Genomic DNA, 11,232 nt, shown 5'->3' with positions numbered 1-11,232 from the left:
GGCGTTTCCGGGGGGTCCTACCCCCCGGCCGCCCGCGCCCCCCCCCCCGCCCCCCCCCCCCGGCCGGTGTTCTAGCGACTGCTCAGCAGTCGTAGTACATGGCGAACTCGTGCGGGGTCGGGCGCAGACGCACCGGGTCGACCTCGTTGGCGCGCTTCCAGTCGACCCAGGTGGAGATCAGGTCGGGGGTGAAGACGCCGCCGTCGAGCAGGTAGTCGTGGTCGGCCTCCAGCGAGTCGAGCACCGCCGACAGCGAGCCCGGCACCTGCTTGACGTCGCCCCACTCCTCCGGCGGGAGGTCGTAGAGGTCCTTGTCGATCGGCGTCGGCGGCTCGATCTTGCTCTTGATGCCGTCGAGGCCGGCCATCATCATGGCCGAGAAGGCCAGGTAGACGTTGGCCGACGGGTCCGGGACGCGGAACTCGACGCGCTTGGCCTTCGGGTTCGCGCCGGTCACCGGGATGCGGGTGCAGGCGGACCGGTTGCGCTGCGAGTAGACCAGGTTGACCGGCGCCTCGAAGCCCGGCACCAGGCGGCGGTACGAGTTGATCGTCGGGTTGGTGAAAGCCAGCAGCGACGGCGCGTGGTGCAGCAGACCACCGATGTACCAGCGGGCCATGTCGGACAGGCCGGCGTAGCCGGTCTCGTCGTAGAACAGCGGCTCACCGTTGAGCCAGAGGCTCTGGTGGGTGTGCATGCCGGAACCGTTGTCGCCGAACAGCGGCTTGGGCATGAACGTCGCGGTCTTGCCGTTGGCCCAGGCCTCGTTCTTCACGATGTACTTGAAGAGCTGGAGCTGGTCACCGGCGTGCAGCAGGGTGGAGAACCGGTAGTTGATCTCGGACTGGCCGGCGGTGCCCACCTCGTGGTGCGAGCGCTCCACATTGAAGCCGGTGTCGACCAGGCGGCGCACGATCGAGTCACGCAGGTCGGCGTAGTGGTCGACCGGCGGGACGGGGAAGTAGCCGCCCTTGTACGCGGTCTTGTAGCCGCGGTTGCCGCCCGGCTCTTCGCGGCCGGTGTTCCAGGCGCCCTCGATCGAGTCGATGTAGTAGAACGACTGGTGCGCCGAGGTCTCGTGGCGGATCGAGTCGAAGATGTAGAACTCCGCCTCGGCCCCGAAGTAGGCGGTGTCGGCGATGCCGCTCGCCGCCAGGTACGCCTCGGCCTTCTTCGCCACGTTGCGCGGGTCGCGGCTGTAGGCCTCGCGGGTGAACGGGTCGTGGATGAAGAAGTTGAGCGCGAGCGTCTTCTGCGCGCGGAACGGGTCGATGAACGCGGTGGCGACATCCGGGAGCAGGAGCATGTCCGACTCGTGGATCGCCTGGAAACCGCGGATCGACGAACCGTCGAACGCGAGGCCGTCGGTGAAGAGGTCGTCGTTGACGGACTCGACCGGCAGGTTGAAGTGCTGCATCACGCCGGGCAGGTCACAGAAACGAACGTCGACGAACTTCACGTCCTCGTTCTTGAGGTATCGCAGCAGTTCCTCGGGATTGGCGAACACACATCCTCCTGGCACGTCCACGGGGTGGCTAGGCTTCTGGCGACGCTAGGGCCGGGGGGTTGCCCGGCCGTGTCTCCGTTGTTTCTGCCGTGTTACGTCCCTCGCGGAGCGTCAGCGACGCCCCGGTCCGCGCCTCCGGCCCGCCAGGAAAGCCGTACCGACTGTGCCAGTGTAATGACATCTGATGCCTTTGGCCTGAATCGGCACACAGCGGCGGCGGCACCCGGCAACCTCTCATCCCGGCGCGGATACCCTTGACCGCTGTGACCAATCCGCACCTCCCGGCAGCGCCGGCCACCGACCCCACCTTTGCCGCGCCGAGCCTCGGTCGGCGGTTCGGGGCGTTGATCATCGACTGGGTCCTCTGCCTGCTGGTGTCCAACTTCTTCGCCGACCCGGTACGCGACGGCTGGGCCCCGGTGCTGGTGCTCGTCCTGGAGTACGGCATCTTCCTGGGCCTGTTCGCCCAGACCCCGGGCATGTACATCACCAAGATCCGCTGCGTGAACTGGCTCGACGGTGGCCGGATCGGCGTGCTCCGGGGGCTGATCCGTGGCCTGCTGCTGGCCCTCGTGGTCCCCGCACTGATCATGGACGAGCACCGGCGCGGCCTGCACGACCGAGTCGCCGGCTCGGTCATCGTCGACGCCCCCCGCGGCTGAGCCAACCCCTCCGGGACCGCGCGAACCGCAAGATCGCACTCGATCCAGGATCCAGTGGCATCCACCGCGAGCGAGGCCCCTAAATCCAGGATCGAGCACGATCATGGCGTGGTGGGGGCGAGGACGATCACGCGTGGCGTGGGCGGAGCACGACCATGGCGTGGCGTGGATGGAGCACGATCATGGCGTGGCGTGGGCGAGCACGACCATGGTGGGGGCGGGGACGAGAGGTGGTTTGAGGCGGGTGGCGCGTCGGGGGTGGGCACCTGTGGGCGTACGCGTAGAAGGAGCCGGGCCCGCGCGGGCCCGGCTCCTTCTACGCGTACACCTGAGGGGTCAGCGGCCCCGCGACTGGCGGAAGGCGCCTGGCGGCCGCATGTTCTTCGGGATCGCGCCCTTGGGCATCTGTGGCCGGGCGGTGAGCGCCTTGAGTCGCTTGTCCAGCGAGTTGACGTCCTTGCCGGAGAGGGCGCGGGGCAGGCGCAGCAGCGTCGTCCGCAGCTTGCGGATCGGCAGCTCACCCTCCTCCTGCCCGATCACGTAGTCGTGCAGGGGAGCGGAGCCGATCACCTTGGACAGCCGCCGCTTCTCCTGGCCGAGCAGGCCGCGCACCCGCTGCGGGTTGCCCTCGGCCAGCAGGATCACGCCCGGGCGACCGATCACCAGGTGGACCATGTCCATCTGGGTGGTCGAGCTGACCGCCGGGGTCACCCGCCAGTCGCCGCGCATGTTCTCCATGATCTGCGCCGCCGCGCCGGGTTGCCCCTCGGCGGCGTTCATCATCGCCTTGTTGGACCGCAGGTTGAGCACGATCAGCACCGCGAGCAGGATGAACAGGATGCCCAGCGGCAGCCAGATCCAGCCCCAGAGGATGACAGCGACAACGGTGAGCGCGAGCGGGAGCAGCACCGCTGCGGCGACCAACGGCGCGAACCACCGGTCCTGCTTGGCGGTGAACTGGAACACCATCCCGATCTGCTTCAGCCGCTGGCCGAACGAGACCTTCTCCTGGGGCTTTGCCATGCCGCAGAGTCTAGTGGTCGCCGCCGGCCCGGTTGATCCGCGTCCGGGTGCCGGGGCAGCTGAGTACCTTACGTCGCCGTACGTGCCCGGAGCGGCCGGGTAAGGAGGCTGTGGGCGGGGAAGATGAGGCGCCATGCCCATGCCCGGGTGGGGCCTTCGCGCGAAGAGTCGTCAGCAGAAGACGACGACGCCACGAAGGAGCCCGACATGTTCGGCAACGACGCAGATTTCCTGCTCACCCTGCACCGTACCCACTCCGCTGAGCTGCGCGCCGACGCGGCCGCGGACCGGCTCGCCCGGTCGCTGTCCCGTCCGGTCAGCCGCGGGTGGTTGGGCCGGCGCAGGCAGGCCGGTCGCACCGGCGACGCCCGCCGGTGACCGCGCCCCGCTCGGCCGCCAGGCCCAGCTCGGCCGCCAGGCCCAGCTCCACCGCCGCGCCGACAGCGCTCGGCGCGGCCGTCACGTCCGCCGCAGCCGTCGGGCTGGCCGCGCTACCCGATCCGACCCCGCCGCCCGGCCGCCGGCCGATCGGCGGGGTCGGCGGGGTGGGCCGCCATGGCATGCTCGAACACGTGACCGTACGCGCCGCCAGCTCAGTCCTCGTCGGGCGCCACAGCGAGACCGCGGCGCTACGGGACGCGCTGGGCCGGGCGCGGGCCGGGGAGCCGACCACAGTGCTTGTCGGCGGCGAGGCGGGTGTGGGTAAGACCCGGCTGCTGGAGGAGTTCGCGGGCTGGGCCACCGACGGCGCGGCGCGGGTGCTGGTCGGCCAGTGTCTGGAGCTGGGCGAGGCGGGTCTGCCGTTCGCGCCGTTCGCCGCCGCGTTGCGCACTGTGCTGCGCGCCGACGGCCCCGAGGTCTTCGCCGGCTACGAGGCGGAGTTCGCCCCGCTCCTGCCGGAGTTGGGCCGCGCCTCCGCGGCACTGACCACCCCGCGTGCCGTCCCGCTCAGCGACGCGCCGCGCGGGTACCTGTTCGACCTGGTCGCCGAGCTGTTCCAGCGGCTGGCCGACGCCCGCCCACTGGTCCTGATCATCGAGGACCTGCACTGGGCCGACCGCTCCACCCGCGACCTGATCGGCTTCCTCGTCCGGGCGGCGAGGCCGGGCCGGCTGCTGCTGGTCTGCACCTACCGCACCGATGAGTTGCAGCGCGGGCACCCGCTGCGCCCGTTCCTCGCCGAGCTGGATCGGGCCCGGGGTGTGGAGCGGGTCGAGCTGGCTCGCCTGGACCGCGACGGCACCGCCGCGATCCTCACCGACCTGCTCGGCGCCGAGCCGCTCGCCCGCACCGTCGACGATGTCCACGACCGTACCCAGGGCAACCCCTTCTTCATCGAGGAGTTGGCCGTGGCCGGTGACCCGATCGGCTGCGCGGCGCTCCCCGAGACGCTGCGTGACCTGCTGCTGGCCCGGGTGGACCGGCTCCCCGAGCCGGCCCAGCGGGTGTTGCGGATCGCGGCCGCCGGCGGCACCCGCTTCGCCCATGACCTGCTCGCCGAGGTCGCCGGGCTGCCCGAGACCGAGCTGGAGGACGCGTTACGCGCCGCCGTCGCCGCCCAGTTGGTGGTGGCCGACCGGGACGGTGACTACGAGTTCCGACACGCGCTGGTCCGCGAGGCGGTACACGACGAGTTGTTGCCCGGTGAGCACGCCCGGCTGCACGCCCGGTTCGCCGCCGCCATCGAGGCCCAGCCGCATCTGGTAGCCGCCGGCCGGGCCCCGGCCGAGATCGCCCACCACTGGCACGCCGCGCACGACCACCCGCGCGCCCTCGTCGCCGCACGAGCCGCCGCGTGCGCCGCCGCCGAGCGGTACGCGTACGCCGAGCAGCGCCGACTGCTGGAGCGGGCGCTGGAGTTGTGGGAGCTGGTGCCGGACGCCGCCGACCTGCTCGGCATGGACCACCTCGCGTTGCTGGAGCAGACGCTGGACGCCGCGGTGACCGCCGGCGACTTCAGCCGGGCCATCACCCTGACCCGCGCCGGGCTGGCCGAGGTGGACGCCGACGCCGCGCCGTTGCGCGCCGCCCGCCTGCTGGACCAGCGCGGTCGACTGATGGCCCTGCTCGGCAAGAGCGACGGCAGCCGCGAGCTGGATGAGGCGTACCGGCTGGCGGCCGGTGGCCCGCCCGGCGCGGAGCGGGTCCGGTTGCTCGCCGACATCGCCACCCACCTGGTCAAGATCGACCCCCAGAAGGCGGCCCGGGTGGCAGCCGAGGCCGCCACCGACGCCGAGGCGCTCGGCGAACAGGTGGCCCTGCTGTCGACGCGGATCGCGTTGCTCTGTCACGGCGAGCGGGACCTGACCGGCGGGCTGGCCGAGCTGGGCCAGGCGGCCGCCGCTGCCCGTGCGGCGGGGGACGCGCCGACGCTGGTGCTCGCCATGGTGTTCGAGTCGGACATGCTCTGCGAGTTGGGCCGCTACGCCGAGTCCGCGCAGGCCGCCGAGGCCGGTGTGGCCGAGGCGCGACGGGTGGGGATCAGCCGCTCCACCGGGGCGTACCTGCTCTCCAACCGGGCCGAGGCGCTCATCGCGTTGGGTAGGTGGGACGAGGCCGAGGCGGTCTGCGCGGAGGCCGCTCGAATCGACCTGTCCGGTGTCACCGGTCTGCACTGGCTCCAGTTGGGCGCCGGGCTCCGGCTGGCCCGCGCCCATCCGGGCGCCGACGAGTTGGTCGACCGGGCGCTCACCTTCCTCAACCGACCGTACCTGTGGCCGAACCACCGCCTGCCCCTGCACGAGCTGGCGATCGAGGCGGCGCTGGCCGCTGACGACAAGATCGAGGCGGTACGGGCGGCCCGCGTCGCGGTCGCCGACGAGAGCCTGTCGCGGCTGCCCAGGGAGGGTTGGCCGGTGCTCAGCGCCGCCGCGCGTACCGCGGCACGGGTGGGCGACAGGGAGTTGGCCGCCGCGGTGGCGGCGCTCGCCACCGAACTGCCCGCGCGGCACCCGGCGGCCCGCGCGCACGCCGCCCAGGTCACCGCGCTGCTAGCGGTCGGCGACCAGGCGCTGCCGGCGTGGCATGCGGCGGTCGACGCGTGGCGAGCCGACGGGCAGCCCTACCCGTTGGGCAGGGCGCTGCTGGCGCTGGCCGAGGCGACCGCCGCAGCCGGGGACCGCGACAGGACGTCGGCGACTGTCATCGAGGCCACCGAGATCGGCCGGCGGTTGGGTGCGACCCCGCTGGTCGAGGCGGCCGCCACCCTGGCGCGGCGAATCGGCCTGCGCGCCGGGGGCGGGGCCGGCGCGGACCTGCTGACCGCCCGGGAGCGGGAGGTGCTGCGCCTGGTCGCCGAGGGGCACAGCAACAGCCGGATCGCCGAGCGGCTGTTCATCTCGCCGAAGACGGCGAGCGTGCACGTCTCCCGGATCATCGCGAAGCTGGGTGTGACCAACCGGGTGGAGGCCGCCGCCCTGGCCCACCGCCTCGGCCTGCTCACCGAGCCCGCCGCGCCGCGCTGAGGCGCGCACCGAGCCGCGCTGACGCGCGCACCGGCCGCGCCGACGTGGGCAGTCGAGGTCAGCGCGGCAGGTAGATGCGCCAGCCCTCGATGGTGACCAGGTCCAGGCTGCCCGGCGTGGCCCGCTGCCGCTCGTCGAGCACCTCCGCCAGGGGCGAGCCGGCCGGCGCGACCCAGGCCGGTGCCGCCGCGCTGTCCACCTCCCGCCGGTACGCGGGGTAGCGGTCGAAACCCTGGCGCAGGGTGTCGTCGACGACAGCGCAGACCACCTGCTCCGCGCTGGCGAAGGTGAGTCGGTTGCAGGTCCAGTAGCCGGCGCGTACGTGCCGTACGCCGAGCTGACGCAGGGTGCTCACCAACTCGGTGTGCCGGGCCTCGGCGGCCCGGGTCGCCGGGGCGGTCTGCGCTGCCCGCCAGGTGGCGTGGGCGGCGGTGCCGAGCGTGGCGGCGAGCGACACCACGGCGACCGATCGGGCCAGCGTCGACCCGACGCCGCGCCGGCCGGCCGGTGCCGGACGCAGCCCGTGCCGGGCCACCGTCCACACCGGCCAGAGCAGCGCCGGCAGGGAGATGAGCAGGCAGGACAGGTAGCGGGAACTCTCCACCGGGGTGAGACCGGCGGAACTGCTCACCGTGTACGCGCCGAGGGTGGCCACCGCGGCCAGCACGAGCGCCAGCCGTGCGGCCGCCGCCACCCGAGGCGACACCACGTCGGGGCCGACAGCGGCGGAGCCAGCAGGATCGGGGTCGGGGGTGCGTAGCGCCCGCCAGGCGGTGGCGGCGGCGATGACCAGCAGCAGCGGCAGGGCGAGCGACCACCACAGTTGCCAGGTGGCGCACTGGCCGGGAGCGCAGAAGCCCATGCCCAGTCCGGGGCCGAGCACCAGGCCGCCGTGCAGCCGGTCCGGCCAGCCGGCGCTGGCGTCCGCACCGCTGGCCGCGAGCACGGCGTGCAGCGGGTTGCGCCCGGTCAGCAGGCTGTGCAGCAGCAGCGGGGCCGCCCCCAGCACGGCCGCCGCCCCGAGCAACGCCCCGGCGGCACCCCACAGCTCCCGGCGGCAGAACCCGACGAGGACCGCGCCGGTCGCCGCGACGTACGGCAGCACCAGCGGGTCGACCCAGAGCATCAGCCCGGCCAGGAACCCCCACCCGGCCCAGCGCGCCAGCCGCCAGCCGGGTCGCCCGGTGTCTGCCGTCCGCCCGTCTCGTCGCCGCCCCGGGCGACGGGTGGCCAGATCCACTGTGAGCAGGGCCAGCGCCGCCCCGGCCGCGTTCATCTCGGGGTAGCCGCCGCCGGCGATCAGCTGGTTCTTGATGACCCGGTCGGAGCCGAGGGCCAGTAGCGCCACCATCAGCAACCCGAACCAGCGGTCCCCGGTCAGCCGCAGCGTTAACCGCCAGGCCAGCAGCAGGAACAGCGTGTACAGGGCCAGCGTGGGCAGCCGCAGCCCGAGCAGCGACGGCCCACCGGCGAGGGCGAACACCGGCGCGGCCAGGTACGCCTCCAGCGTGCCCATGTACTGCTGGCCGTAGAACCAGACCGGAAAACCCTCGCCCCGGGCGATGTGCAGCGCGGCCAGCCCCATGGTGGCCTCGTCGCTGTTCGTCGGCGGCGCGGCGTGCAGCAGGAGCCAGAGCCGGTAACCCACCCCGGCCAGCACTGCCAACCCGGTGAGCCAACCGACCAGGCCGGGACGTGCGCCGAGCCGCGGGCGGGGCGAGCCAGCGCCGCGCGGCTGCTCGCGTACCCCGACGGTCATCACAGGATCATGACACCCGGGCGTCGAACTGCCGTGCGGCGCTGCCGACGGAGTCAGCTGGCGGTGGTGACCGAGGCGGCGGCGCGGGCGTCGATGGCCTGCTTGTAGAGCCGGCCGGCCCGGTACGACGAACGCACCAGCGGCCCGCTCATCACCCCGGCGAAGCCGATCTCCTCGGCCTCCTCGCGCAGCTCCACGAACTCCTCCGGCTTGACCCAACGGGTCACCGGGTGGTGCCGGGGCGAGGGGCGCAGGTACTGGGTGATGGTGATCAGCTCACAGCCGGCGTCGTGCAGGTCGCGCAGCGCCTGCGAGACCTCGGCCCGCTCCTCGCCCATGCCCAGGATGAGGTTGCTCTTGGTGACCAGGCCGTCGGCGCGGGCCTGCCGGATCACGTCCAGCGAGCGGTCGTAGCGGAACGCCGGCCGGATGCGCTTGAAGATGCGCGGCACGGTCTCCACGTTGTGGGCCAGCACCTCGGGGCGGGAGCCGAAGACCTCGGCCAACTGCTCGGGGACGGCGTTGAAGTCCGGGATCAGCAGCTCGACGCCGCAGCCGGGCTGGAGGGCGTGGATCTGTCGGACGGTCTCGGCGTACAGCCAGGCGCCGCCGTCGGGCAGGTCGTCACGGGCGACACCGGTGATGGTGGCGTACCGCAGCCCCATCGAGACCACCGACTCGGCGACGCGACGCGGCTCGTCGGCGTCGAACTCGGCCGGCTTGCCGGTGTCGATCTGGCAGAAGTCGCAGCGCCGGGTGCACTGGTCACCGCCGATGAGGAAGGTGGCCTCCCGGTCTTCCCAACACTCGTAGATGTTGGGGCAGCCGGCCTCCTGGCAGACGGTGTGCAGCCCTTCGCGCGAGACGAGCCCGCGCAGTTGGGTGTACTCCGGGCCCATCTTTGCCTTGACCTTGATCCATGGCGGTTTGCGCTCGATCGGCGTCTCGGCGTTACGCGCCTCGATCCGCAGCAGACGCCGCCCCTCGGGGGCCGCCGTTGCGGTGCGCGCTGCCTGGCCGGTCGTCGGCGCGGAGTGCTCGATCGTCACGAAAATGAGCCTACGCTGGACGGCGGGTGTCTATGTGCGTCAGGCGACCGGCGTCACGCCCCGAACGTTGTGACGCCGGACACCGGCCGGTCGGAAAAGGGCGTCACAGATCGGGGAATCGGGTGCTACGGTCGCCGGCAACAGCGACGACGGAGCCGAGTAGCCCCCGACCCGCCAGTGCAGAGAGCCGCCGGTGCTGAGAGGCGGTCTGGCACCGGGGCGCGAAGACCCTCCCGAGCTGCGGGAAGAACGGCCGCGGGCTCCCCGCGCCCAGTAGAGCCCGCCCGGCTGGCCCCGGTCATCAGGCGACGAACGAGGCTCCCGCTCCGGCGGGGGCGAAGGTGTGGTGGCACCGCGAGGTTCCCGCTCGCCCACACCTCCCTGGGGCTGATGCGACGCTTTCGCCACCTTAGGGCGGCGACGGCGTGGCGATCGACCGAGGAGTAGCCCGCCATGCAACGAACAGTGTCCCGGCAACTGCCCGCCAGGATCGGCACGACAGTGCGGATCGCCGGCTGGGTGCACCGCCGCCGACTGCTCAAGTCGGTTGCCTTCCTGATCGTGCGCGACGCCACCGGCCTGGCCCAGGTGGTCGTCACCGACCCGGCCGTCCGCGCCGAGCTGGAGAAACTCACCGAGGAGACGGTCGTCGAGGTCACCGCGACGGCCACCGCGAACGGCACGGCGCCCGCCGGGGTCGAGCTGACCGACCCGACGGTACGTCTCCTCGGGCCGCCCGCCGCACCGCCACCGTTCGACCTGTACCGGCCGGCGCTCACCGCGAGCCTGCCCACCCAGTTGGACAACGCGCCCACAGCGCTGCGGCACCCCACCCGGTCGGCCGCGCTGCGGATCTCGGCGGCCGCGGTGTCCGGGTTCCGGGCCGCACTCGACGCCCAGGACTTCGTGGAGGTCCACACGCCGAAGGTGGTCAGCTCCAGCACCGAGAGCGGGGCGAACGTGTTCGCGCTGGACTGGTTCGGCCGGCCCGCGTACCTGGCCCAGTCGCCGCAGTTCTACAAGCAGCTGATGGTCGGCGTCTTCGAACGCGTCTACGAGGTGGGGCCGGTGTTCCGGGCCGAACCGCACGACACCGTCCGGCACCTCGCGCAGTACACGTCACTCGACGCGGAGTTGGGCTTCGTCGCCGACCACCGGGACGTGATGCGGGTGCTGCGCGACACCCTCGACGGGATGCTGGGCGCGGTGGCCGAGCGGGCCGGTGGCGCGCTGGCCACGCTCGGCGTCACACCGCCGCGGGTGCCCACGGAGATCCCGGCGGTGCACTTCACCGAGGCGCTGACGATCGCCGGAGCGCCCGCCGACGAACCGGACCTGGCGCCCGCCCACGAACGGGCGTTGGGCGAGTGGGCCCGCCGCGAACACCTGTCGGACTTCCTCTTCGTCACCGGCTACCCGATGGCGAAGCGGCCCTTCTACACCCATCCGGACCCGGCGCGGCCCGCGTACTCGAACGGGTTTGACCTGCTCTTTCGCGGTCTGGAGCTGGTCACCGGCGGGCAGCGGCTGCACCGGCACGCCGACTACCTGGCGGCGTTGGCGGCCCGGGGCGAGCCGGTCGAGCCGTACGCCGGCTACCTGGACGCGTTCCGGCACGGCATGCCACCGCACGGCGGTTTCGCCATCGGCCTGGAACGGTTCGTGGCCCGGCTGGTCGGCGCGGCCAACATCCGGGAGGTCACCGCGTTCCCGCGGGACCTGCACCGCCTGACCCCGTAGCACTGTGCCCTGCCGGCCCACTCGATCG

General features: G+C 72.7%; 8 protein-coding genes. 4 read left to right on the top strand and 4 right to left on the bottom strand.

What is annotated here, in order from left to right; all coding sequences use genetic code 11:
- Positions 1-82: 82 nt before the first annotated feature.
- On the bottom strand, positions 83-1,507 hold the full coding sequence (gene glnA, locus AB0B94_RS32950; RefSeq protein ID WP_112671701.1) for a type I glutamate--ammonia ligase: 1,425 nt from the start codon (positions 1,505-1,507) through the stop codon (positions 83-85).
- A gap of 263 nt (positions 1,508-1,770) precedes the next feature.
- Here glnA and AB0B94_RS32945 point away from each other — a divergent pair, with 263 nt between their 5' ends.
- Positions 1,771-2,169, top strand: coding sequence for an RDD family protein (locus AB0B94_RS32945; RefSeq protein ID WP_357289810.1), 399 nt, complete (start codon positions 1,771-1,773; stop codon positions 2,167-2,169).
- Positions 2,170-2,505: 336 nt separating this feature from the next.
- Here AB0B94_RS32945 and AB0B94_RS32940 read toward each other — a convergent pair whose 3' ends face one another.
- The gene (locus AB0B94_RS32940; protein WP_145779624.1) at positions 2,506-3,192 is read right to left on the bottom strand and encodes a DUF4191 domain-containing protein; all 687 of its coding nucleotides are present in this window, start codon (positions 3,190-3,192) and stop codon (positions 2,506-2,508) included.
- A 207-nt stretch (positions 3,193-3,399) separates the two neighbouring features.
- Between AB0B94_RS32940 and AB0B94_RS32935 the strand changes: the two genes are divergently transcribed.
- A complete protein-coding gene (locus AB0B94_RS32935) occupies positions 3,400-3,570 on the top strand; it encodes a hypothetical protein (protein ID WP_357289808.1) in 171 nt (56 codons plus the stop codon).
- Entirely contained in the window at positions 3,567-6,656 is a 3,090-nt protein-coding gene (locus tag AB0B94_RS32930; RefSeq protein ID WP_357289806.1) for an AAA family ATPase, read from the top strand. The genes AB0B94_RS32935 and AB0B94_RS32930 overlap by 4 nt, the downstream gene beginning before the upstream one ends.
- A gap of 58 nt (positions 6,657-6,714) precedes the next feature.
- Here AB0B94_RS32930 and AB0B94_RS32925 read toward each other — a convergent pair whose 3' ends face one another.
- Together AB0B94_RS32925 and lipA are read right to left on the bottom strand one after the other, a co-directional pair.
- Positions 6,715-8,415 (bottom strand): hypothetical protein, encoded by a 1,701-nt coding sequence (locus AB0B94_RS32925; RefSeq protein WP_357289803.1) that lies wholly within the window; start codon positions 8,413-8,415, stop codon positions 6,715-6,717.
- A 53-nt stretch (positions 8,416-8,468) separates the two neighbouring features.
- Complete coding sequence (gene lipA, locus AB0B94_RS32920) at positions 8,469-9,464, bottom strand: lipoyl synthase (protein ID WP_357289801.1); 996 nt, start codon at positions 9,462-9,464, stop codon at positions 8,469-8,471.
- A 453-nt stretch (positions 9,465-9,917) separates the two neighbouring features.
- On the opposite strand from lipA, the gene aspS reads away from it, so the two are divergent.
- Entirely contained in the window at positions 9,918-11,204 is a 1,287-nt protein-coding gene (aspS, locus tag AB0B94_RS32915) for an aspartate--tRNA(Asn) ligase (RefSeq protein WP_357289798.1), read from the top strand.
- Positions 11,205-11,232: the final 28 nt, after the last annotated feature.

This window comes from Micromonospora sp. NPDC048986, assembly GCF_040649335.1.
In the GTDB taxonomy this organism is placed as follows: domain Bacteria; phylum Actinomycetota; class Actinomycetes; order Mycobacteriales; family Micromonosporaceae; genus Micromonospora; species Micromonospora alfalfae.
The sequence above is the reverse complement of the archived record's forward strand: the minus strand, read 5'-3'. Positions and strand labels throughout refer to the sequence as shown.